The organism is Bacillus cereus group sp. MYBK79-1 (assembly GCF_051915365.1).
GTDB lineage: Bacteria > Bacillota > Bacilli > Bacillales > Bacillaceae_G > Bacillus_A.
Map to the genome: position 1 here is coordinate 1 of NZ_JBQAEO010000028.1, position 19,080 is coordinate 19,080.

The following is a 19,080-nucleotide window of genomic DNA, read 5'->3' on the forward strand; positions in this document are numbered from 1 at the left end:
TCAAGAATTGTAGATTCAGTAATAGGGTTAGTTATAATTTCTTCTTCTTCAAAAGTAAGTAATGAAGGGACCTTCTGAAGTAAACCTTCTGGTATTGTTCTACCATTTTGGAATTTGGAACTACCAAAATGGTATTTGCAAATTCCAAAATGGAATTTGCGTAACAACGCGCTTTTTGTGCTCTTAGATTTAATCACCTTGGGTTTTTCTTCTGTTTCTTGAACCAATGAATACCCCTCTAATGCATAACCAATTTTTAATAAATCAGTAGCAATTTTATTGATATTTACTTTTAACCAAGTTGTTCTATCCCATTTCATTTTTGGATCGGGATTATTACCTTTTTCAATCCAACCATTTTTAGATAACTCGTTTAATGCTCTGCCAATTTTTTGAGGACTTCCCCAACCGATTAACTCCGCTGATAGTTCATCAGCCGTTTTAAAGAACCAACCATCACGAATTTGTTTTTTCTTTTTATTAATAGTGCCTTGTTTCGCCCCACGTTTTTCTAACTGGCTAATTTGCACTAATAGGCTTTGGTCCATTTTCTCGGTGATTCCGTGCCAAAAGATTAAATTGTTTAATAGTGCTGCTTCGAAATGTTTTCCTGTTAACTCAACTAATTCTTCTTTAATAACTACACGTTGTAATTCTCTTACTTCTTGCTCTTCTGTTACTTTTGTTAAATTTGACATAACAAAAAATCCTCCATTTTCCACCCCGCCCAAAAATGGGTATAGGAAACTAGAGGATTGTTATTCACATTTTTAAAAGTATATGCTATCATAGACGTAGCGATACAATTTTAATAATGTTGAAACAAACCTCGTGTTCAAATTTTTGAAAGTTGGTAGTAGGCGGCCAAACTTACAGCAACTTCAAAAATTCCGTCGGGGTTTTTTATTTTATATTTTTTAAAAATTAATATGTAAATTTGCAATTAGTATATCGTATACCACTAATAATAGCAGACATTTGACGAAAAAAGAAGACAAAAAGAAAAGACACTCGAAGAATGAGTGTCTTTTTATGTGGATAACTAGACTTATCCACAGGTTATTTCAGCCTATTACGAATTTCTTTTAAAATAGCATCAATATTGTAGTCCGGAATATTACAGATAGTTCTCTTTTTACTACCGAACATCTTTTTCATTTCTAAATAAATAATACCAGTGTTCATAAGCGATATTCCTAATGGACCTTGAATAATGTCAAAATCTACACTTTTAATATCTTTATATTTTATAACCTCTGCTTCAGCGCCTCCAAAAAAACCACCTTTCATCATTACAAGGTATAGGTTCTGTTCGCCAATCACAATAAAACCTGTCTTTGTTAGTTTCGGATCTGCTACTTCAAATGAATATATTTTTTCACCTGACTTCATGACTTTCTTTAATGCATCAAAAGCATATTCGTAGAACTTTCTTTCTGTTTTTGGTAGCTCTTTTGATATATCAGCCATTTCTATAAGAGTAACTGGATATTCAATCACGCCAAAGCGTTCATTTAATTTAGTGTATTTTGTGCTAGCCATGTATTTTCTCCTTCTGCTATGAGGTTTTCGAGACAATCATAACAGAAGCAGTTACAATTATTTTGTTATATTTTGTCGAATTAAATAAAAAAGGGAAAGGCACTTGGATAATGAATGTCTCCCCTTTTTTATTTGCAAAATTTAAACATTTTTCCATTTTATGTCGGATATTGTCGAAAAAAACAAAAAAGACAGTCTATTCTTGTCGAAAGAAGACTGTTTCATTATATTATTACTTTATTTGTATATTGAAGAAGATTTTACTACTAGTTTCCTTATTTTACAGGTTGTAATATAAAGTCAGTTGTGATGCGGTAATCAGATGTGTTGCAACATTACAGATTTTCTTTGGTGTATTCTAAAAACTCTGCGTAACTAGATAATTGTTTACAGAATTTCTCTTGTTGATCTTTATCTAAAGTTGCGTATATTCTCTGTTGAATGTTCATAAGTTTAGCTAATTGATAATCATCAGGAATATCTTTTCTATTTAACAGTACATCAACTGATACATTAAAAAAGGTGGCGATACGATCTAAAGCTTCTAAATCTGGCTCGAATCCGTTTTCATAATTTTTAATTTGCCCTCGTGATAGGTTAAGATTGTTGGCTAATTGCTCTTGAGTTAATGAATGTGAATTTCTAAGTTTTTTTAACATTTTACTGAACTCTTTCATACAAAAAGTATAAGCCTTATGGTGTATACATACTATATTTGTCTATTAAATAGATATTTTAAATGTGTTATCTATAAAAAATCTATCCAAAAAAGAACAAATGTTCCTTTTTGTGATATAATATGTTCATAATATTAGGAACGTACGTTCTTTAAGTGGGTAATATAAAAGAAGTTGCTGGAACAACTTCTTTAAATGTCTAACAAAGTATCAATTACTTTCAGTATTTTTTCTCTTTTTTTACTATCTAATTTATCAAACTTTTTTAAAAGGTCATTGATTTGTTTTTCTTTCTGTTCATCTGGTTTATAAGTATTAATTTTTCCAGTTAAATAATCAGTGCTTACATTAAATAAATTCGCTAAGTCTGATAGATTTTCATATGAAGGTTTTGCTGATCCACTTTCGTATTTAGAAATAAGCGATTTCGAAATGGATAATTTATCAGCCAAATTTTGTTGTGTCATTTTATTGATTTTTCTAAGTTCTTTTAGTCGTATACCGAATGTGTTTTCCACGGTGTCACCTCCTTATATTCAACATTTTAACATATTGTTGAATTTGATTCAACAATACTTGGGTGAAAATAATTCAACAAATTTTGCCTTTTTGTTGAATTTGATTCAACATGATGTTATTATTGTTTTGTGAGAGAGGTGATTGAATGAAGATTTCATATAATCCTCATATCATCAGACGACATAGAGAAAGCAAGGGTTTTTCACAGGAAACTCTTGCTAAAATGGTTGGATATGAGGATAGGTCATCTATTAATAAGATAGAAAAAGGGACTGTAAACATTCCTGATTTCCGCTTAAAAAAAATATGTGATGTTTTACATATTGAATATGGTGATTTATTCAAGTAATTTTTTTAAATATTATGTTGAATTATATTCAACAAATAGGAGGGACAACATGACCCGTGATATTACAACATTGTTGAATGAAGTTGAAAAAAGAGGTTTTTCTTTAGAAGCTTTAGGGTCTTTGATGGAGGAGGAAACCGAACGTGATGACGATCGGGGAAAAAGGGATGGTGAATTGGAATGAGTTACGATTCACTGTCAGTGGTTAATGGAATGGATGAGAACTTGGTTTTTCAACAAGGACAATCAATAGTCACAGATTCTCTAACTATTGCAGATGTTTTTGGAAAAAGACATTCGGATGTAATCCGTTCAATTGAAAATCTGGAATGTAGTATAGAATTCACTCAACGTAATTTTGCGTTGAGTGAATACGGAGATCCAAGCGGTAAAAGAAATAAAAAGTACTTTATAAAGCGTGATGGAGCTACTTTCTTGATTACAAGTTTCACCGGAAAACGTGCAGCGGCATTTAAAGAGTTGTTTATTAATGAATTTGCCCGAATGGAAGAATTTATTACAAAACATCAAAAAAATGAATTATCTAAGGCACCTACTTCTCGGGAACAGTTCTTAGCAACTATGCGACTGGGATTGCAACACGAAGAAGATTTGTCGAAATTAAAAACTGATGTTGAACAAATTAAGGATGATTTAAATGAAAGAATGACTGTTGATTATAGTCAGCAGCAAGCTATTCGTGGGGCTGTTAATCGTAGGGTTTATTGCTTGTGGGATAACGGCACAGTTAATAAATCTATTCACGACACAAGGAAAAAAGTGTTCGCATCAATTTGGAAAGATGTTAAAGAAAGATTTGCAGTTAATAGTTATCACAATGTGAGACAAAGAGAATTTGATGAGGTAATTGATTACATCAAAACTTGGCGTCCTCGATTAGTGTAGGAGGTAAACACATGATTGATTTAAATTCATTCGCTGATGGAGCATTAGCGGAGCAGTTTGATAGAGAGTTTGTACGTGTAACTGAAAATATGGCGGATTTAAATACTGATCCCAAAAAAGCTAGGAAAATTACAGTAACACTTACATTTGTGGGTGATAAAAAGCGTGACGTTTGGGATTGTAAAGTACAAGCGAAATCTACTTTAGCACCTGCAGAAGAAGTAGAATCAAAAATCTTACTTGGTCAAGATAATGACGGTAATTTTATTGGACAGGAGCTTGCTTCCGGAATACAAGGACAGATGTATATGGATCGTGAAGGTGATTTAGCTACTGATGTAGGGGAAAAGGTTGAAGTTCCGCAAGATCCAAACGTTGTTGTAGATTTACAAAGAAAATCAAACTAATTAAAAAGGGGAAATGAAAAATGTCAATTACAAAAGAAGCTATTCAATATGTAGTAGGTCTAGAAAAAAATGTAGAAGTAGTGGAGATTAATGGTGAAACATATTCTAATCGGAATTTACACGCAGTAGAAGAACCAACGCCTCGTGCTTTAACTGTACGAAGCTTATCAAGTCTAGTAGATTATGCAAAATCTAATTTTGATACAGATGAAACAATTATGATTCATGTTGAAAATCCCACAGAAGTAAGCTTGTTCACTGCATTAAATGGTAATCGCAATCGTAGCAAATTTGTAAAAGCAGAAGCGTTAATTCCTCATTTTAGTTTTGAGAGATTCCATGATACAGAGAACTTTAACATTAGTATGCAATCGGGATTTGTTAAAAATGATGACCGTGACATTGTATTACAAGTGATTGGAACTATTGCGGATGAAACAGTACGAGAAATTGGCGATGACGGGGTGTCACAAGCTGTTACAGCTAAAACAGGGGTTTCGACACGTGGAAATGTAAAAGTACCTAATCCAGTAACTCTACAGCCTTACAGAACGTTCGTTGAAATTGAACAGCCTGAAAGTGAATTTATCTTCCGTATGAAGTCAGGTCCAACGTGCGCTTTATTTGAGGCTGATGGTGGAGCGTGGAAACTACAAGCGATTCAAAACATTAAAGATTATTTAGTAGTAGCGCTTGAAGAGGAAATTAAATCAGAAAAGGTATTCATTATAGCGTAATGGATATTGTAATGGTGGAAAGTACAAGTGCCGTTTGTATCTTTGGTTTAGGTATTGCAATTACAGCATTTGCGATTTATAAAATTGGCAGCTTCATTGAGAGGAAACTCGATGAAGCTGAACAGTTAGAAAAAGAGGTGAATACGGTTGAGCTTAGAAAGCAGGGTTCTTCCAGAGCATTTAGAAGCAGCCGAGAAATTAGGAAAAGAGCTTAGAGAATGTATTCAAAATCAAGACATCTTATACAAACAGATGGAAAGAGCAAACAAAGATCGTAATCAAATTGCATATGTAGAACTTCATGAGCTACATAGAAAAAAGGTTATGAGAGAACTAGACATATCAAAAGAATTATCAGCTATGTATTACAAGAAAATGAAACGTGATCGTGAGAAAAAGAGGGAGCAGGAAAGAGAAAGTGTTCTCGATGTAGCGAAACGATTAGAAGATGTTGGTGGAAAGAAAGAAGTTGTAGAACAAATTCGAAAAAATGCATAAAAAAAGCCCGCTGCAACGGGACCTTTAAAAAATATTAATTTTTGTAATTATATCATATGGAGAAACCCTATGAAAACAGTATATCGTTCAAAAAAATATAGTTTCTTAATTCCAGCACATGGGCGGCCAAAACATTACATGTGCGCGGGTGATAAAAAAGAGTTAGCAAAACGAGTAATCGTAAAAGAAAAAGAAGGTTATGAGTGTAAATATCCGATTCGCAGGGTTGTTAATAGTGACAACCTTGATGAATTCGGAAAACCGGACGAAAATGATTGTTTCTATGAGACTGAACTTAAAAAAATAAATAAATAGGAGTTGTTTCTTATGTTAGAAATCTTTGATGTAGGGGAATATTGTGATATTTGCGCTGATACAATACCACCTGCAGATGTAAAAACAATGTATATAGAAGGATTAGAAAAAACGCTTTGTAAGCATTGCAGTGGTCAAACGGAAGAATCATTGAAGGTAGTAGATTTCCGTGTAATTAAAGATGCTCTTACTGAAATAACAAAAAAATACGGCAGAGAAAAAGTACGGCAATTTGATTTAGTAACTGCAGAACGATTTGTAAGAGAAAATAACATTTCTTTAAATATAGAAAAGCGCGGGGGTAAATTCAACCAAGAGAAGCTAGGTAAATTTGTTCCATTATCTACAGAAGAATTAATTACTGTAATTGAGTTTTTAAAACGGAAAATCAATCCTAATCTTTGGATGAATGCTGTAATTGGAACCCTGTTAGAAAGACAACTGACATTAACATTAGCAAAAGAGCCGAAAAATGACTGAGCAAATTACAATAGATGACGATTTTATTTATGGGCCAGTAATTGATACCTATATGGTGGATATTGTTACTAACAGTGGGTTTAAGTTGGAATTTTGTGAAGCAGAAACAAAAGAAGAGGCAGCAGGTATAATTCGTGAGCGTTACCGTAAACATTATGATTTTCATATTCGTAGTATTGAAGTTTCTAGTAGATCGTTGGAAGAAATAGAAGCGTTAGATTAAGAGGGGGAAATAATGATGAATTTACAAATTGATGAAACAAAAGTGGTTCCTGGTCATTGGGTTGTTTGTGAAATGAAAGACGGAAATCAAATTGTACAAGTGGAAAAAGTTATTAAAGATACTATTAATGAAAAAGTAGAAATTTGGGGTCAATGGAAAAGCGCAGGATCTATTACAGGAGATTATGGTTTTAATCACATTGAAAAATGTCGTTTTGCTACTGCAGTAGAAATTGATGATGAAGGTTGGCGTGAAGTGTTTAGACGTAAAGGGAGAACGCCAGGACAGTACATTACGGGTGATTGGGTATCTGATGATGTATACGCATTAACAGTAATGCACCAGGAAGGAAATGTGGTAACAGTAGGCATTGTTAATTCAGGTCAAACATATGAGGTTATGGCAGAAGATTTAGAGCCATTATTCTTTAAGGAAGATTTAGCGGGATAAGTTATGAACCTCGTGTTTTCAATATTCGGTTTATTTATAGTCACAATTACATTTCGGACATTGGAAAAATTACATTATAAAAAGCGCTCGGAGGATTCATGGGCAGGAAAGAAAGAATTATAGGTCGGTTGATTCATAATTATAACTTTTACAAATCGGAGGACGGCAGGCAATTGTACGAGTTGTCTGTCGGAGAACTCCTGGAAATAATGGAGGCGCAGAAGAATGTTAGAACTACACAGAATCACAGATGCAGAACTAGGAAAGAAATTTAGTTTAAGACAATTACTATCTATGCAAAAGGAATTAGACCAGCGTATTAGCTATAAGGCTGAAGATCGTATTGAATTGAAGTTTTATGCGTTACAAGTAGAGGTGAATGAGGCTTGGAATGAAACAAGGTCATTTAAATATTGGAGTACTAAATTTAAAGCGCCGGATAAAAATAAATTGCTAGAGGAGCTAGTAGATGGACTGCATTTTCTTTTATCCATCGTTTTAGAAATAAATGCTACTACTAGAGATCAGAAGAATATTATTGGATGTTTCCATTATGCGAAGATGTGCCAAAGAAATATTTACAGCATTAATAGGTTATTTGAAATGTGGAGTATGGAAGTATTTAAAGCGAAAAGACAATGGATTTTATATAGAAATTGTCCAATAACGGAATTAAGAAAGATGTTCGGTGTATTCTTCCGTATTTGCTACTTATATGGCTTTAAATACGAGGATATTGTACAAGCCTATAAAGATAAAAATGAAGAGAATTTTAAACGTCAAGCGAGCGGCTATTAAGATGTATAAATTTGTTATTACGTATGAGTTACCGCCTATGGATGGGGAACTTACTGTAGAAATAAATGCAAAAGATAAACATGAAGCTTTATATATTGCTAGGAATTTTTTATATCGTGGTGCAATTGTACATGATGCTAAACGCAAACATAATACAATTTGAATTTTGTATAAAAGGGGAATGAGATATGAGTTATACAGTTAAGAAATCAGTTACGGAAAGATATGATATCAAGGTTCCAAACACAGGGAACTGGGCAGTTATCAATATAAGTGATGATGGATTTTTCAATGTTCAAGCTGATGGAGGAGATTTTTCATATCGATGGGGAGCTTTCGGGGACTGTTTTAAGACATTTTTAATTGGTTTAGGTCGAGATTGTGAAGCTTATGCTCAAGGTTACTTATATTCAAAGATATCTCGTGACTCCTTAACGGATGCGGTAAATATCAGTAAAACAATTGATCCTTATATTAAAACGATTTTGTTTAAAAGATACAACAGGGATATAGATGAAGATTTAGCAAGGGATGCCTTTGATGCTTTGAACAGTATTGATGATAAATGTAGCCAGGATCATTTTTACCATACAGTAATGTGTAATTCATATCTAATGGAAGTATTTGATTCAGAAGAATTCATTTATGGGCTTTGTGATACGGATTTTGGACAAGGTGGAATATATTTTCATGATGATTATGGATGTGAACGATTCTGTCGTGAAATTATGCCGATATTCGCTGAAGTGCTAAAAGAAGAAGTGAAAATACCAGTGAAAAACTGAACAAAAGCGTTATTTTGTAGAAAGGATGGCAGCCGGTGATTATGTATATCAAACTCAAAAATATAGAGGAAACGTGTTTCGGATGCCCAACCACATTCGATGGCGAGACAGTAGATGGCAAAAGGTTCTACTGTCGTTACCGAGGTGGGCAGATGCGATTTGAAATAGATGGCATAGTGATTTTACGATTCGATTACGGTGAAAGATTTGATGGATCGTGTTCGTGGGAAGAGTTTAAGGAAGAGGCAAAATGCAACGGTTTATTAATTAACGATGATGAAGCTGAGTTTATAACAAAATAGTTATCTTGTGATGAAAGGCGGAATAGGTAATGCAGGAATATTATTTCCAAACGATTGAACGTGAAGAACGATTCTTTATTTACAAAAATCGTGATGAGTATAAGGAACATCGCAAAGTAATGGAAGCAGACGGGTTTGAAATTAAGCGGAATATGAGAATTGAAGAAAAAGTAAATGACTTGCAAGAGTTACGTGATAAATACGGAGATATAGAAGTGCATGAAAGCGAGGACCTCATGGGAGTGAAGGGAACGTATTTTTATCGTGTGGGATATTACAGAGAGCGCTTAGTTAAAAAGAGTGTAACGTTATAAAATCCTTATTGTACAAAAAAAGATAGAGATCACTCCTCTACCTTTTGTGCAACATATAAATGTGTTCTAGCTTCTTGGCACTCTGGGTTGTTGCAATAATATCCAGCTTTGTAATCTTCGTGTTGCTCAAGTTTGTGTTCGCAGCATGGACATGTAGAAGGTTTTATATATTGTGTGGTCATCGATAATTCCTCCTTAAATGTTTTGGGTTAATTTTAACATAATTCTGATTATTTGAGGGGGTTATAACAAAATCGTTATTCGAATAGAAAGGGAGAATGGAGCAGATGAGACATACAAGAAATAGACAAATGACAAAAATAGGTGAAGAAAATTTTATGGGAATGAATAATTTCGAAATCTCAACGATACGAAAGCTTGATGGGAAGTTTCCTAATAGATTAGATCCAACTTTTAAATGGATCAGAAAATCACTTGTGACTGGCGGGAATACCGTGTTTTTTAGGAAAGACTTATGTTTGCACGTTATAAGAGTTAAAACACAATAAAAACGCTATTTTGGCAGAAAGGAGGGATATGATGGAAAAAGATATTAAGAGGTTAATTGAGTTAATATGGTCCGATGTCACAGATGATGAGGTTGTAAATGAAGTGATTTCGTTCTTACAAAGTGATGAAATTAACAACGGTTATAAGGTGGACTTGTTAGCGACATTAGCTGAAAGAGCTAATCATAATTATTACGTAGATAAGATGCGTGAGTTTGATGAACGTAATAGTCAATGAATTAATAGGGAGGATATATAATATGGAATTTCAAGTGGGAGATAAAATCCTAACTGCATTAGGACATGAAGCGATTGTTACAAAGGTAACTGATGCTTTTGGAACTAGAATGGTTTGGTTCAGAGATAAGTTCGGTTTACCAGCATGGAATACACCAAATCAATTAACTTTATTAAGCAGAAAAGGGGAACGTGGAGAGGTTCAGAAATGCGTTCAAACCTTTAAGTTGTCAGAGCTGAACGGAAAGCTAGTTAAATTAGAATATAAAAAGTCTGATGATGGCAGAACGCAACGTTTGTGGGCAATTGAAAAAACAACGCACGGAAAAGAAAAAGCGTACTTAATCGTAGAGAAATAATATAAAAATTTCATTTTGTAGCAAAGGGGAATTACAGAAATGGCAAATCGCAAGAAACAAAAAATAAAAAAGTATATTAAAAGACGCGCTAAGAAATTTGAAAAGCAACGAGTAGATGCTGCATGGAGAAATATATTTGTAAAACGTGGAGTTATTTAATAGAAAGAGGGGAAGTAGCGTGGGTTACGGTAATAAAGGAATGCCATTTGAAATGTTAATTAATATATCGAATCGCATGTATAAGGAGAGAAGGATAGGGATATTTAACAAACGCCCTACTCCAGTAAAGGTACTGAAAACGGACAAGAAAGGTAATATAACGAAAAGTGCATGGGAAAGTAAATCGACAGTAGATTATGACGGTGTATACAAAGGGAGAGCAGTATACTTTGAGGCGAAATCAACAGAGCATACAACACGATTCCCGCTAGACAATATAAGTCGTCACCAGGTCGATTATTTGGAAGATACACAAGCAATGGGAGCTATTTGTTTCTTTTTAATAGAGTTTTGGAAAGATAAAGTGACGTATTTAGTGCCACTATCATTAGTTTCAAAATATGTAATGGAATCATATGAAGGCGGCCGGAAATCTATACCGCGAGAAGAATTTGAAAAACATGCTTTTATTGTAGAGCGTACTGATCGTGCTTTGGTGGATTATTTGGGTCATATAGATAAATTAGATTGGCCGGATGTTTCATGAATAAAGCAACTGCCCGTTTAAGAATTCTAAATTTAATGGATGATAATTGCGTAGAGTGTGAGCATAGAAGAGACCGTAATGCCAATCATTGCTGGACAAAGTGTGAAATAGGAAAAGAGATAAATGCCCTGGGAACATATTTGGGCGGTACCAAAATAAAAAAAGAGGTTAAAGTTAGAACCCCTAAGGATTGGGACAAACTTTGTATAAAGATTTTGAAGATGAAGCGTGAGGGAATGCTTTATAAGGATATAGCAACTAAGTTAGGTATCAAAAATCCATCATGTATTTCAGCGCAATTAAAGAAACGAGGATTGAAATAAAAATTTCACATACCGTATTAAATAAACAAAATTATAAAAACAAATTAATAGTCCACATTTAAGGGCGTTGATTATGTATAGGAAGAGATTAGTTCCTGTATATAACCAACGTCCTTTTTTTATTACAAAAGGAGGAAATAGGATGAAGGAACTAATGGAGCAGTACAGAGAGAAAGTAAAGCAGTTAGAAGCGTTAAAAGAAACGGCACCAGATAAAGATAAAACAATTATTAGCAATATGATTAGTGATTTACGTTATGCGTTGGAATGGATGCGTACAGCAAAAGAACCAGGAGCAATAAGAGGCATAGAACGTAGGGCAGCATATCAACGTAATACGGCAGCAAATCCGTTACTAATGCAAAAGTATTTGAGAAGTGCAGAAACACTATACGAGTGGGATGATAAGCCGAAAGAGAATGTACTTACTGAATGGGAACGTATTAAATTAGAAGATGCATTATCAACATTAACAGAAAACGAGAGAGAGATTTACATAATGTTTAAGGGTAATTGCTTATCTATGGATAAAATTTCCAATTTGTTTAAAGTATCAAAGGGAACCATTCAGAAATCAATACAGCGATCTGATGTTAAAATAGCAAGACAATTAGAAGATAGTCTATTTTGCATGATTTAATTTAAAAACAGGTTATTTTCGCCTTACGAATGCCACCTATATATGAAAGCCGAAATCAGCTTTTATAGATTTGCGATTGAGTGGACGTATAACGTTGCTCTCCTGTATCTATAAAATTATTTAACTTAACATATTAGTAGGAGGTAACGAGCCCTACTTTGTATGTATTTATTGATATTCGGTCTAAACGAGGGAGAGCTTTTGCTCTTCTTTGAGCCAATACAAGCCTACCGTGTGTGTTGGTTCAAAGAAGGGTCCGGAAAGATCCTAATATAAATTGAAAAATTCTTTGTATGTTGTAAAAAGCCCAGTTACTTAATTGTAATAGGGCTTTTTTTCTTTGCTATGTAAAAAGTACACAATAAACATAAATAGAAGAGAGGTATTATTAATGACGTTTGGTGAAGCATTAGAAGCAGTTAAAAAAGGCAAAGGAATGAGATTACCGCAATGGAGTAAAGATGTTGTGGTGCGCGCTCAGTTTCCTGATGAACATAGTAAAATGACTGCTCCTTATTTATATGTAGAAAGTCGATTTGGTAGGGTGCCTTGGAAAGAAACATTTATTGAATTGTTTTCTAATGAATGGGAGGTAGTTGAATAATGGGTAATACAGTAACAGAGGAACAGGTAGAAGGTATTATTTCGAATTCTAATATAACTGTAAATACGATATTAGGTAAATGTACAGTAGTAACAGCAGAGTTACCGAATGGCTTTATTCTTGTAGAAGATTCTGCTTGTGTAGATCCTGCTAATTATAATGAGGAAATTGGCAAAGAAATCTGTATGCAGCGGATTAGAAATAAGGTTTGGGAATTAGAAGGATATAAACTACAAAGCCAGGTAGCAAATGGATTAAGTATAAATGTTTCTGTAAAGGATACAGGAGTAGTTAAAGAGATGTTAGCAGTTATTGAAGGTCTAACAGTGATTACTTCATATTTAATCTCTACTGCAGATAAGGAAGTTGTGGATATTGTTCCTGAATTAGTTCCAAATGAACAATTAAAGAAAATGCTGCAAGAAATCATTACTAAATTAGATGTGAAGAAGAAGGAAACACCTTTGGGAGAATTTACAAAACAAACAACTCAAGCGAGAACACCAGTTGCCTTTAAAAAAGAGTATTTGGGTGCATGGGTTGAAACTAAAAATACAGAAGGTTAACAAGGTGAAGTTTATGCAATGAATCAGTGTTTTTCGTTGTTAAAAACCCCGAAAAATCAACGATGTATAGAAAATGCATATTGATAATTTTTAGGTTTTTAACAAAAACACTGATATCAACACATTTCCCAACAACCTAGTTTACATAAATAAGATTATAGGTAGTCATTGTGTGTATAATATTCATTTCCCTGTATAAATTAATTTGTACTCTATTATTTTACAAAACAAGATTCTTTTCTAGTTAGAATGAGGTGGTGATTAGTGGCAAGAGCAAGAAGTCCGAACAGGGATAAAGCTTTTGAGCTATTCAAAGAACATAACGGCGATATTTTGAATCGTAAAATTGCAGAGCTGCTTCAGGAACCTGAAAAAACAATTTCTTCATGGAAGAGTCGGGATAAATGGGTGGCTAAATTAAATGATTCTGATTGTAGTACTGCAAACGAAAATGAATGTAGTACTGCAAATAAGAAACGTAGTACTGCAAAACGTGGAGCGCCAAAAGGAAATAAAAATGCAGTAGGTAATAAAGGTGGTCCGCCTGTCGGGAATAAAAATGCTGTTGGTCACGGTGCGCCAGTAGGTAATGACAACGCCGTTACACATGGCTTATTTAGAAAGTACCTCCCTGCAGAAGTATTTGAACTCAAGACAGAATTGGCCCGAGCCTTTCAAAATGATCCGGTTGCTATGATTTGGGAGAGTATTACACTGCATTACTCCAATATCATTTACTCTCAAAAAATCATGTTTGTACAAGATAAGGATGATACTACAAGAGAGTTAAGAAAACAAAAAATGAATGAGCATGGATTGGATGAAGAATGGGAAATTCAAATGGCTTGGGATAAACAAGCGAACTTATTAAATGCACAGTCTAGAGCTTTTGCTGAATTCCGTAACTTAATTAAACAGTTTGATGAATTAGCAAATAAGAACGATAAACGCAGGCTAGAACTCAAGATGATGCAGCTTAATGTACAGAAAGCAGAAGCGGAAGTAAAAGAAGTAACCGACAAAGGGAATAAGAGTACTGGTACTATCATCGTTAACAACAAAGACGAAATGAGAAGGATATTAAATGAGCGAAGTAATAGAAATACTTGATTTAATAAACCCTAATTTCTATGATTTTTGGTTAAACGATGACAGATCAAGAAACCTTTTGTCAGGTGGGCGTTCTTCAATGAAGTCATCTGTTATTTCATTGAAGCTTGTAACTGATTTTATGGAAGATCCAAACGGTAATATAGTTATACTCCGCAAAGTAGCAAAGTATCTTTCTACTTCTGTATATGAGCAAATTAAGTGGGCGATATACATGCTGAAATTAGAAGATGAATTCTTTTTTGGTCAATCGCCACTTGTTATACGTCATAAGGATACAGGGACAGCTTTTTATTTCTATGGTTGTGATGACCCGATGAAAGTTAAATCTGCTAAAATCGCTAGAGGTTATGTTATGGCCGTGTGGTTTGAGGAATTGGCAGAGTTTGCAGGTATAGAGGATATTGATATTGTAGAGGATACATTTATTCGTCAGGATTTAGGAGATAAAGAGGTGAAAGTCTATTACTCTTACAATCCACCACGTAACCCTTATGCTTGGGTAAATGAATTCAAGGATAATAAAGCGAAGGATGAAGATTTCTTTATACATCACAGCACGTATTTAGAAGATGAAAAAGGGTTCTTGTCTAAGCAGCTTATTCGAAAGATTGAAAAGTATAAGGTAACAGATATTGAGTATTGGCGCTGGATGTACAAAGGTGACGTTATCGGTTTAGGTGATATGGTTTATAACATGAATCATTTCACTAAAATTGCTCAACTTCCTGAAGATGACGATTTAATATTAATTGATATTGCCATTGATACAGGACATCAAGTTTCTGCTACTACTTATTTAGCCTTTGGATTAACGAAGAAGGGCGATGTAATCCTACTAGATACATATTATTATTCACCTGAAAACAAAGTTGTTAAACGGGCTCCTAGTGAGTTCTCAACAGATTTAAATAAATTTGTGACAAATACTAATTCTGTATTTAGAAGATACATTGACCAACAAACTATCGATTCTGCAGAGGGTGGCTTGCGTAATCAGTACTTTAAAGATTACGGTGTTCGACTGCATCCGGTTGCAAAGAAAAAGAAAGTAACGATGATAGAAAACGTCTACGATTTATTATCGCAGGGACGTTTTTTTATTTTGGATACAGAAAATAATAAGGTATTTTACGAGGAACATAAGCGCTACCAGTGGGACGCTAAAACCTTGCAAACGCCTAATCCTGAAGTAATTAAAGTAGATGATCATACGTGTGATGCATTCCAATATTATGTTAATGATAACCTGCAGAAATTGAAATTAAAATATTAATACATCTATAACGTTATTAATTCAATATCATAATTTTAACGTTAATATTAACATTAATGTGAAAATGTTATTTATTATCTATTACTATAATGTTATTACATTTATACATTTGTATTATGAATCTATTAGCGTGTTATTAACATAGTAGTAGGTTGGTATTAGGTTCACATTAATAATATGTAAAGTAGGTGATGTAGTGTTTAAGAAGCTCATCTCCGGTATAAGGCAGGTGTTATATAAAATGGGCCTGATTAGTGGGATAAAAAAGGTATCCGATCACAAAGATATACGGGTAAATGAAGAGTCGTATCAATTCATAGATACCTGGAAAGCTTTATATAGTGGATATTACAAAGAATGGCATGATGTTAAGTACAAAACGGTAGAGGGTCAAAAGCAGCGAAAACGAGCTACTTTAAACATGGCTAAAGTTGTATCGCAGGAAATGGCAACTCTTGTTTTTAATGAAAAATGCACAATTAACATTTCTGATAAAGAGCTATCGAAGAATATTAAACATGTTCTTGATGAAAATAACTTCATAAAAGAGTTTCAACGGTATTTAGAATATAGTTTTGCGCTTGGTGGAATGGTTATTAAGGTCTATTGGGATAATGGTATTAAACTATCATTCGTTACAGCAGACTGCTTTATCCCGATTACCTGGGACAATAAACAGATCACTGAATGTGTATTTATTAACGAAACATTTAAAGGCGGTAAAAAGTACACGCTGCTGGAATGGCATTTAGTAGAGAATGGCACATATATCATCAAGAACGAGCTGTATAAGAGCGATAATAAGCATGATTTAGGTGTAAAAGTTTCTTTAGCGGAGTTATATCCTGATTTAGAAGAAGCAGTATATATAGAGAATCTTTCTAGACCTACTTTTAAATACTTTAAACCTAATACTGCTAACAACTTAGATATCGGGTCGCCTTTGGGGATTTCTATTTACGCCAATGCGCTAGACACACTAAAATCAATTGATATCGCCTTTGATAGCTTCCAAAGAGAGTTCATTTTAGGTAAAAAGCGAATTTTGGTACCGCATAATGCAATTAGAACTGTAATAGATCAAAACACCGGGGCGCAATTACGCTACTTTGATGCAGATGACGAAGTGTACCAGGCATTTAACTTTGATGAGAATTCTAATAACATTCAAGATATGTCTGTTGAGTTAAGAGTGGAAGAACATACTTCTGCTATTAATGCATTATTAAACTATTTATCTTCTCAAATTGGTTTCTCTGCGGGCGCATTCAGCTTTGACGGGCAAGGAGTTAAAACGGCTACTGAAGTTGTCAGTGAGAATTCTAAGACGTTTAGGACGAAGCAGTCACATGAAACGATTATTGAGGACGGTATACAAGAATTAGTTGATAGCATTATCGATATTGCCGTTCTATACGGTGAATTTAAAGGGCCTGCAGCAGATTATGAAGTTACAGTTACTTTTGATGATAGTATCGCTGAAGATGCTACAGCTGAAATAAATAAGCAAGTCATCTTAATTTCTAACGGGTTAAACAGTAAGAAACGAGCAATTATGAAAATTCATGGTGTCACTGCAGAAGAGGCTGAATCGCTATTAAAGGAGATACTTTCCGAAAACAAAACCGTTATACCTGAAGATGTCGATTTCTTCGGTATGAACAATCAAAAACAGAATAATGATCCAGGAGATGAAAGGTAATGGCACTCCCTCCTGAAAAATTACAGCAACTCTCTATATTTGTTGTAGATATCTACAACGCAATTGAAGAAGAGTTGCTATTAAATATGGCCAGAATGCTCAAATATGATAGGGAATTGCTATTAACTGCCGAGGATTCCACGGAATACCAACATTGGCGTATAGTTCAGCTAAATAAATTAGGCAAGTTGAATCAGCAACAATTAAATACCATTGCTAGTCGTAGTGGCAAAACGGCTGAAGAAGTACGAAAGGTGTTAGAGGGCGCTGGATTCACTGCAGTAGAACAACATGAACAGTTATATCAGGAAGCAGTACAAGCAGGTATTTTAAAGGCTGCTCCTGCAATGCATACGAGCGCTGCGTTAGTTGACATTCTTAATGCATACGAGAAACAAGCATTAGACACTTTGAATCTTGTAAATACAACGATGCTAAAACAGTCGCAACAGGTATATCTTGATGTTTTAAACAAAACTGTAGGTAAACTATTAGGCGGTGTCATAACGCCACAGCAGGCACTTAGGCAGACTGTTTCAGAGTGGTCGCAAAGAGGAATTCCCGCTTTAATCGATAAGGCTGGTAGGCGCTGGAGTACAGAAGCGTATGTAAATATGATAACTCGTTCTGTTAGTCAGAATGTAGCAAATGAGATGCAAATGACTCGCATGGATGAGTATGACGTGGATCTGATCGAAACAAGCTCACACCTAGGAGCAAGACCACGTTGCGCACCGTATCAAGGTCGTATTTATTCTAAAAGTGGAAAGAGTAAACGTTACCCTCCATTCTCCAGTACATCATATGGGGAAGCGGCAGGGTTATTAGGCGTTAATTGCCGGCACGTAGTTTGGCCCTATATATCTGGGAAGTCTACGAAGCGTTATGAACCGTATGACACGGCTGAAAACTCTAAAGCATATAAAGACAGTCAAAAACAAAGAAGTTTAGAACGAAAAATCAGAAAAGCTAAGAAAGAAGTAAAGGTTATGGAAGCGTTAGGCGATGCAGAGGGTGTAAAAGAAGCGAAAAATAAAGTTTCAGAACACCAAGCTAATATGAGAGAGTTCATCAATCAAACGAAGCGCAAACGCCAATACAACCGTGAACAAATTGTATAGGAGGAATTAAGATGCCAAAACCATATAGATTTCGAGTAAATGGAATGCAGTTCTTCTCTGATGGTGGAGCAGGTGACCCGCAAGGTACTGAACCACCAGGAGGAGGTGAACCAGGAGCAAGTAGTTCAAGTGACCCAGTAACCTATACGCAAGAGCAATTAGATGCTGCAAAAAACCAACAACAAACCGACTTCTTAAAAACATTAGGATTCGAAAATGCAGATCAATTAAAGGATACGGTGAATAGTTGGAAAGAACATCAGGAGTCACAAAAAACAGAACAAGATAAGCTTAATGACAAATTAACAACCTATGAAACGCAGTTACAAGAAAAAGACTCTACTTTAAGTGATTTACGCATGGAAAATACAGCAATTAAAGCTGGTATTACAGACGAAAAGAACTTAGCTGCTGTTATTACACTAGCGAAAACAAAGATTAGTGACGATGTGGATATCGCGCAAGCTATTGAACAGGTTGTAACGGAATTCCCACACTTTAAAACAGTTGTTGAAGAAGAGGGTCCACCTAAACCACGATTTGGTAATGGCGGACAGCATAAAAGAGAACCACAATCGGAATTAAATAAATGGCTTGAAGAATTCAAGAAATAAGAGAGGAAGAT

33 protein-coding genes and 2 pseudogenes are annotated in these 19,080 nt (G+C 34.6%); 30 read left to right on the top strand and 5 right to left on the bottom strand.

Annotated features, from left to right (window positions below; genetic code table 11):
- The 4 genes and pseudogenes from ACTFOB_RS25395 to ACTFOB_RS25410 all read right to left on the bottom strand — a co-directional run.
- Positions 1–698, bottom strand: a pseudogene (locus ACTFOB_RS25395) (hypothetical protein); the annotation flags it as partial.
- A gap of 361 nt (positions 699–1,059) precedes the next feature.
- Complete coding sequence (locus ACTFOB_RS25400) at positions 1,060–1,542, bottom strand: PH domain-containing protein (protein WP_440029903.1); 483 nt, start codon at positions 1,540–1,542, stop codon at positions 1,060–1,062.
- A gap of 335 nt (positions 1,543–1,877) precedes the next feature.
- A complete protein-coding gene (locus ACTFOB_RS25405) occupies positions 1,878–2,201 on the bottom strand; it encodes a helix-turn-helix domain-containing protein (protein WP_440029901.1) in 324 nt (107 codons plus the stop codon).
- Positions 2,202–2,410: 209 nt separating this feature from the next.
- Positions 2,411–2,737, bottom strand: a complete 327-nt coding sequence (locus ACTFOB_RS25410; RefSeq protein WP_440029900.1) for a helix-turn-helix domain-containing protein — start codon at positions 2,735–2,737, stop codon at positions 2,411–2,413.
- Between the two features lie 146 nt (positions 2,738–2,883).
- Between ACTFOB_RS25410 and ACTFOB_RS25415 the strand changes: the two genes are divergently transcribed.
- The 16 genes from ACTFOB_RS25415 (at position 2,884) to ACTFOB_RS25490 (ending at position 9,302) form a co-directional block, all read left to right on the top strand.
- Positions 2,884–3,087: a helix-turn-helix domain-containing protein gene (locus ACTFOB_RS25415; protein WP_324628404.1), complete on the top strand. Its 204-nt coding sequence runs from the start codon at positions 2,884–2,886 to the stop codon at positions 3,085–3,087.
- 49 nt (positions 3,088–3,136) lie between these two features.
- Positions 3,137–3,271 carry a hypothetical protein gene (locus ACTFOB_RS25420; RefSeq protein ID WP_324628403.1) on the top strand — a complete coding sequence of 45 codons (135 nt, stop codon included), beginning with the start codon at positions 3,137–3,139 and terminating at the stop codon, positions 3,269–3,271.
- The gene (locus tag ACTFOB_RS25425; protein WP_440029897.1) at positions 3,268–3,993 is read left to right on the top strand and encodes a Rha family transcriptional regulator; all 726 of its coding nucleotides are present in this window, start codon (positions 3,268–3,270) and stop codon (positions 3,991–3,993) included. Before ACTFOB_RS25420 ends, ACTFOB_RS25425 begins: the two co-directional genes overlap by 4 nt.
- A gap of 11 nt (positions 3,994–4,004) precedes the next feature.
- Positions 4,005–4,400: a replication terminator protein gene (locus tag ACTFOB_RS25430; protein ID WP_253631399.1), complete on the top strand. Its 396-nt coding sequence runs from the start codon at positions 4,005–4,007 to the stop codon at positions 4,398–4,400.
- Between the two features lie 20 nt (positions 4,401–4,420).
- Positions 4,421–5,137 (top strand): hypothetical protein, encoded by a 717-nt coding sequence (locus ACTFOB_RS25435; RefSeq protein ID WP_440029895.1) that lies wholly within the window; start codon positions 4,421–4,423, stop codon positions 5,135–5,137.
- A 147-nt stretch (positions 5,138–5,284) separates the two neighbouring features.
- A complete protein-coding gene (locus tag ACTFOB_RS25440; protein WP_440032741.1) occupies positions 5,285–5,635 on the top strand; it encodes a hypothetical protein in 351 nt (116 codons plus the stop codon).
- A 69-nt stretch (positions 5,636–5,704) separates the two neighbouring features.
- Positions 5,705–5,950 carry a hypothetical protein gene (locus tag ACTFOB_RS25445; protein ID WP_440029889.1) on the top strand — a complete coding sequence of 82 codons (246 nt, stop codon included), beginning with the start codon at positions 5,705–5,707 and terminating at the stop codon, positions 5,948–5,950.
- Between the two features lie 12 nt (positions 5,951–5,962).
- On the top strand, positions 5,963–6,430 hold the full coding sequence (locus tag ACTFOB_RS25450; RefSeq protein WP_440032742.1) for a hypothetical protein: 468 nt from the start codon (positions 5,963–5,965) through the stop codon (positions 6,428–6,430).
- Positions 6,423–6,653 carry a hypothetical protein gene (locus ACTFOB_RS25455; RefSeq protein WP_440029969.1) on the top strand — a complete coding sequence of 77 codons (231 nt, stop codon included), beginning with the start codon at positions 6,423–6,425 and terminating at the stop codon, positions 6,651–6,653. The genes ACTFOB_RS25450 and ACTFOB_RS25455 overlap by 8 nt, the downstream gene beginning before the upstream one ends.
- A 15-nt stretch (positions 6,654–6,668) precedes the next feature.
- Positions 6,669–7,103: a hypothetical protein gene (locus tag ACTFOB_RS25460; protein ID WP_440029968.1), complete on the top strand. Its 435-nt coding sequence runs from the start codon at positions 6,669–6,671 to the stop codon at positions 7,101–7,103.
- Positions 7,104–7,201: 98 nt separating this feature from the next.
- Entirely contained in the window at positions 7,202–7,378 is a 177-nt protein-coding gene (gene fbpA / locus ACTFOB_RS25465) for a Fur-regulated basic protein FbpA (protein WP_440029967.1), read from the top strand.
- Positions 7,329–7,901: a dUTP diphosphatase gene (locus ACTFOB_RS25470; protein WP_440029965.1), complete on the top strand. Its 573-nt coding sequence runs from the start codon at positions 7,329–7,331 to the stop codon at positions 7,899–7,901. The genes fbpA and ACTFOB_RS25470 overlap by 50 nt, the downstream gene beginning before the upstream one ends.
- 1 nt (position 7,902) lies before the next feature.
- Entirely contained in the window at positions 7,903–8,064 is a 162-nt protein-coding gene (locus ACTFOB_RS25475) for a hypothetical protein (protein ID WP_440029963.1), read from the top strand.
- 25 nt (positions 8,065–8,089) lie between these two features.
- The gene (locus ACTFOB_RS25480; RefSeq protein ID WP_098831637.1) at positions 8,090–8,686 is read left to right on the top strand and encodes a hypothetical protein; all 597 of its coding nucleotides are present in this window, start codon (positions 8,090–8,092) and stop codon (positions 8,684–8,686) included.
- Positions 8,687–8,727: 41 nt separating this feature from the next.
- The gene (locus tag ACTFOB_RS25485) at positions 8,728–8,988 is read left to right on the top strand and encodes a hypothetical protein (protein ID WP_440029961.1); all 261 of its coding nucleotides are present in this window, start codon (positions 8,728–8,730) and stop codon (positions 8,986–8,988) included.
- A 29-nt stretch (positions 8,989–9,017) separates the two neighbouring features.
- Positions 9,018–9,302, top strand: a complete 285-nt coding sequence (locus tag ACTFOB_RS25490) for a hypothetical protein (protein ID WP_440029959.1) — start codon at positions 9,018–9,020, stop codon at positions 9,300–9,302.
- A 29-nt stretch (positions 9,303–9,331) separates the two neighbouring features.
- Here the strand turns inward: ACTFOB_RS25490 and ACTFOB_RS25495 are convergent, their stop codons facing one another.
- Positions 9,332–9,484, bottom strand: coding sequence for a hypothetical protein (locus ACTFOB_RS25495; RefSeq protein WP_440029958.1), 153 nt, complete (start codon positions 9,482–9,484; stop codon positions 9,332–9,334).
- 105 nt (positions 9,485–9,589) lie between these two features.
- Here ACTFOB_RS25495 and ACTFOB_RS25500 point away from each other — a divergent pair, with 105 nt between their 5' ends.
- The 14 genes and pseudogenes from ACTFOB_RS25500 to ACTFOB_RS25565 all read left to right on the top strand — a co-directional run bounded on the left by ACTFOB_RS25500 (position 9,590) and on the right by ACTFOB_RS25565 (position 19,069).
- Positions 9,590–9,811 (top strand): hypothetical protein, encoded by a 222-nt coding sequence (locus ACTFOB_RS25500; RefSeq protein WP_440029956.1) that lies wholly within the window; start codon positions 9,590–9,592, stop codon positions 9,809–9,811.
- Between the two features lie 31 nt (positions 9,812–9,842).
- Entirely contained in the window at positions 9,843–10,049 is a 207-nt protein-coding gene (locus ACTFOB_RS25505) for a hypothetical protein (RefSeq protein ID WP_440029955.1), read from the top strand.
- A 22-nt stretch (positions 10,050–10,071) separates the two neighbouring features.
- Positions 10,072–10,407 carry a hypothetical protein gene (locus ACTFOB_RS25510; protein ID WP_440029953.1) on the top strand — a complete coding sequence of 112 codons (336 nt, stop codon included), beginning with the start codon at positions 10,072–10,074 and terminating at the stop codon, positions 10,405–10,407.
- A gap of 39 nt (positions 10,408–10,446) precedes the next feature.
- Positions 10,447–10,566 (top strand): DUF3983 domain-containing protein, encoded by a 120-nt coding sequence (locus ACTFOB_RS25515; protein ID WP_440029952.1) that lies wholly within the window; start codon positions 10,447–10,449, stop codon positions 10,564–10,566.
- A 19-nt stretch (positions 10,567–10,585) separates the two neighbouring features.
- A complete protein-coding gene (locus tag ACTFOB_RS25520) occupies positions 10,586–11,113 on the top strand; it encodes a Holliday junction resolvase RecU (RefSeq protein WP_440029951.1) in 528 nt (175 codons plus the stop codon).
- On the top strand, positions 11,110–11,436 hold the full coding sequence (locus tag ACTFOB_RS25525) for a hypothetical protein (protein ID WP_440029949.1): 327 nt from the start codon (positions 11,110–11,112) through the stop codon (positions 11,434–11,436). Before ACTFOB_RS25520 ends, ACTFOB_RS25525 begins: the two co-directional genes overlap by 4 nt.
- Positions 11,437–11,578: 142 nt before the next feature.
- Entirely contained in the window at positions 11,579–12,076 is a 498-nt protein-coding gene (locus tag ACTFOB_RS25530; RefSeq protein ID WP_440029948.1) for a sigma factor-like helix-turn-helix DNA-binding protein, read from the top strand.
- 391 nt (positions 12,077–12,467) lie between these two features.
- Positions 12,468–12,680, top strand: a complete 213-nt coding sequence (locus tag ACTFOB_RS25535) for a Thoeris anti-defense Tad2 family protein (protein ID WP_336950485.1) — start codon at positions 12,468–12,470, stop codon at positions 12,678–12,680.
- Positions 12,680–12,928: pseudogene (locus ACTFOB_RS25540) on the top strand (Gp49 family protein); the annotation flags it as partial. The gene ACTFOB_RS25535 and the pseudogene ACTFOB_RS25540, both read left to right, overlap by 1 nt.
- Before the next feature lie 582 nt (positions 12,929–13,510).
- Positions 13,511–14,356, top strand: a complete 846-nt coding sequence (terS, locus tag ACTFOB_RS25545) for a phage terminase small subunit (protein WP_440029947.1) — start codon at positions 13,511–13,513, stop codon at positions 14,354–14,356.
- Positions 14,331–15,632: a PBSX family phage terminase large subunit gene (locus tag ACTFOB_RS25550; RefSeq protein ID WP_440029945.1), complete on the top strand. Its 1,302-nt coding sequence runs from the start codon at positions 14,331–14,333 to the stop codon at positions 15,630–15,632. The genes terS and ACTFOB_RS25550 overlap by 26 nt, the downstream gene beginning before the upstream one ends.
- Before the next feature lie 196 nt (positions 15,633–15,828).
- Positions 15,829–17,334 carry a phage portal protein gene (locus tag ACTFOB_RS25555; protein ID WP_440029944.1) on the top strand — a complete coding sequence of 502 codons (1,506 nt, stop codon included), beginning with the start codon at positions 15,829–15,831 and terminating at the stop codon, positions 17,332–17,334.
- Positions 17,334–18,455 carry a phage minor capsid protein gene (locus ACTFOB_RS25560; RefSeq protein ID WP_440029942.1) on the top strand — a complete coding sequence of 374 codons (1,122 nt, stop codon included), beginning with the start codon at positions 17,334–17,336 and terminating at the stop codon, positions 18,453–18,455. The genes ACTFOB_RS25555 and ACTFOB_RS25560 overlap by 1 nt, the downstream gene beginning before the upstream one ends.
- A gap of 11 nt (positions 18,456–18,466) precedes the next feature.
- Complete coding sequence (locus tag ACTFOB_RS25565) at positions 18,467–19,069, top strand: hypothetical protein (RefSeq protein ID WP_440029941.1); 603 nt, start codon at positions 18,467–18,469, stop codon at positions 19,067–19,069.
- The last annotated feature ends 11 nt before the right edge of the window (positions 19,070–19,080 follow it).

What these genes read in the sequence shown, in the direction of transcription:
- ACTFOB_RS25560 (WP_440029942.1), top strand. Translation starts at nt 17,334, where the DNA reads ATGGCACTCCCTCCTGAAAAATTACAGCAACTCTCTATATTTGTTGTA.
- ACTFOB_RS25515 (WP_440029952.1), top strand. Translation starts at nt 10,447, where the DNA reads ATGGCAAATCGCAAGAAACAAAAAATAAAAAAGTATATTAAAAGACGC.
- ACTFOB_RS25535 (WP_336950485.1), top strand. Translation starts at nt 12,468, where the DNA reads ATGACGTTTGGTGAAGCATTAGAAGCAGTTAAAAAAGGCAAAGGAATG.
- ACTFOB_RS25420 (WP_324628403.1), top strand. Translation starts at nt 3,137, where the DNA reads ATGACCCGTGATATTACAACATTGTTGAATGAAGTTGAAAAAAGAGGT.
- ACTFOB_RS25460 (WP_440029968.1), top strand. Translation starts at nt 6,669, where the DNA reads ATGAATTTACAAATTGATGAAACAAAAGTGGTTCCTGGTCATTGGGTT.
- ACTFOB_RS25405 (WP_440029901.1), bottom strand. Translation starts at nt 2,201, where the DNA reads ATGTTAAAAAAACTTAGAAATTCACATTCATTAACTCAAGAGCAATTA.
- ACTFOB_RS25455 (WP_440029969.1), top strand. Translation starts at nt 6,423, where the DNA reads ATGACTGAGCAAATTACAATAGATGACGATTTTATTTATGGGCCAGTA.
- ACTFOB_RS25490 (WP_440029959.1), top strand. Translation starts at nt 9,018, where the DNA reads ATGCAGGAATATTATTTCCAAACGATTGAACGTGAAGAACGATTCTTT.
- ACTFOB_RS25445 (WP_440029889.1), top strand. Translation starts at nt 5,705, where the DNA reads ATGAAAACAGTATATCGTTCAAAAAAATATAGTTTCTTAATTCCAGCA.
- ACTFOB_RS25450 (WP_440032742.1), top strand. Translation starts at nt 5,963, where the DNA reads ATGTTAGAAATCTTTGATGTAGGGGAATATTGTGATATTTGCGCTGAT.
- ACTFOB_RS25495 (WP_440029958.1), bottom strand. Translation starts at nt 9,484, where the DNA reads ATGACCACACAATATATAAAACCTTCTACATGTCCATGCTGCGAACAC.
- ACTFOB_RS25480 (WP_098831637.1), top strand. Translation starts at nt 8,090, where the DNA reads ATGAGTTATACAGTTAAGAAATCAGTTACGGAAAGATATGATATCAAG.
- ACTFOB_RS25565 (WP_440029941.1), top strand. Translation starts at nt 18,467, where the DNA reads ATGCCAAAACCATATAGATTTCGAGTAAATGGAATGCAGTTCTTCTCT.
- fbpA (WP_440029967.1), top strand. Translation starts at nt 7,202, where the DNA reads ATGGGCAGGAAAGAAAGAATTATAGGTCGGTTGATTCATAATTATAAC.
- ACTFOB_RS25525 (WP_440029949.1), top strand. Translation starts at nt 11,110, where the DNA reads ATGAATAAAGCAACTGCCCGTTTAAGAATTCTAAATTTAATGGATGAT.
- ACTFOB_RS25430 (WP_253631399.1), top strand. Translation starts at nt 4,005, where the DNA reads ATGATTGATTTAAATTCATTCGCTGATGGAGCATTAGCGGAGCAGTTT.
- ACTFOB_RS25425 (WP_440029897.1), top strand. Translation starts at nt 3,268, where the DNA reads ATGAGTTACGATTCACTGTCAGTGGTTAATGGAATGGATGAGAACTTG.
- ACTFOB_RS25485 (WP_440029961.1), top strand. Translation starts at nt 8,728, where the DNA reads ATGTATATCAAACTCAAAAATATAGAGGAAACGTGTTTCGGATGCCCA.
- ACTFOB_RS25475 (WP_440029963.1), top strand. Translation starts at nt 7,903, where the DNA reads ATGTATAAATTTGTTATTACGTATGAGTTACCGCCTATGGATGGGGAA.
- ACTFOB_RS25435 (WP_440029895.1), top strand. Translation starts at nt 4,421, where the DNA reads ATGTCAATTACAAAAGAAGCTATTCAATATGTAGTAGGTCTAGAAAAA.
- ACTFOB_RS25415 (WP_324628404.1), top strand. Translation starts at nt 2,884, where the DNA reads ATGAAGATTTCATATAATCCTCATATCATCAGACGACATAGAGAAAGC.
- ACTFOB_RS25530 (WP_440029948.1), top strand. Translation starts at nt 11,579, where the DNA reads ATGAAGGAACTAATGGAGCAGTACAGAGAGAAAGTAAAGCAGTTAGAA.
- ACTFOB_RS25550 (WP_440029945.1), top strand. Translation starts at nt 14,331, where the DNA reads ATGAGCGAAGTAATAGAAATACTTGATTTAATAAACCCTAATTTCTAT.
- ACTFOB_RS25470 (WP_440029965.1), top strand. Translation starts at nt 7,329, where the DNA reads ATGTTAGAACTACACAGAATCACAGATGCAGAACTAGGAAAGAAATTT.
- ACTFOB_RS25400 (WP_440029903.1), bottom strand. Translation starts at nt 1,542, where the DNA reads ATGGCTAGCACAAAATACACTAAATTAAATGAACGCTTTGGCGTGATT.
- ACTFOB_RS25505 (WP_440029955.1), top strand. Translation starts at nt 9,843, where the DNA reads ATGGAAAAAGATATTAAGAGGTTAATTGAGTTAATATGGTCCGATGTC.
- ACTFOB_RS25510 (WP_440029953.1), top strand. Translation starts at nt 10,072, where the DNA reads ATGGAATTTCAAGTGGGAGATAAAATCCTAACTGCATTAGGACATGAA.
- ACTFOB_RS25500 (WP_440029956.1), top strand. Translation starts at nt 9,590, where the DNA reads ATGAGACATACAAGAAATAGACAAATGACAAAAATAGGTGAAGAAAAT.